At 31.5% G+C, this 839-nt stretch carries 1 pseudogene; it reads right to left on the reverse strand.

From position 1 onward, the window contains the following. A pseudogene (locus AC1DRF_RS30300) lies at positions 1 to 712 on the reverse strand (hypothetical protein); the annotation flags it as partial. Positions 713 to 839: the final 127 nt, after the last annotated feature.

Below are 839 nucleotides of genomic sequence, written 5' to 3' on the forward strand. Positions count from 1 at the left end.
AAGTTGATTCTCCATCACTAAAGACTCCGGCAATAAAAAAACAACTAAGAATTAAATATAGATAAGAAAATAATACACGTTTTCTTGTTTTGACTTTAAATTTAGGCAATGCCCACTTTGGCTTTATTAATCCAATAAATAAGCCTATGATGCTTAAAAACAGAATTAGTAAAGCTAGTCCCATAATAAAATTATGAGTAGCTGTTGGTAATAAGGCATGTAATATGAATAAAAGAATTAAGGTGTAAACAGTAGAAGCCATAAACATTTTCCAAGTTGTCTGTGAACGATATCCTAATACTTTAGTCCAGACAGGTCTTTTTACTACGTTAACTTCCATAGAAGAATGGTTACGAATAACATGCTCTACTTCCTTTCCTTTTACTTCTATTGTAATATCCCTATTTTCACCATGACCGACAAATGTAAATGCTGATTTTGTAATGCTATGGTCAATTGTAACGCTAGAGAAATCAGCCCATTCGTACCGCTCAATTAACATTAAATTTCGTTCAGCGTTCTTGCTAAATTCATAAAGGTTCATACCTTTGTCGTCTACTGACGAGTAGTATACCTTTGAATTTATTTTTCCGTAATTAACTTTTGATACTAGCAACAGCTTATTCTGACGATTTGTATAATCGTTCTCTATATGAGCTTTCGCAATTGCTTCATTGGATTCTTTTTGGTTCTTATACCTTGTCTTAGACATTTTGATCTTTCCCTCACTCTTTCTTGATTCCTTACACTAATAATAGGTAAGTAAGTTAGTTAGTATGAACTTTAATATCTGATTCATATGCAACTAATCTATCTTACAATAAAATGTTGTATAAATG

It is taken from the genome of Priestia sp. P5_B4, assembly GCF_056400385.1.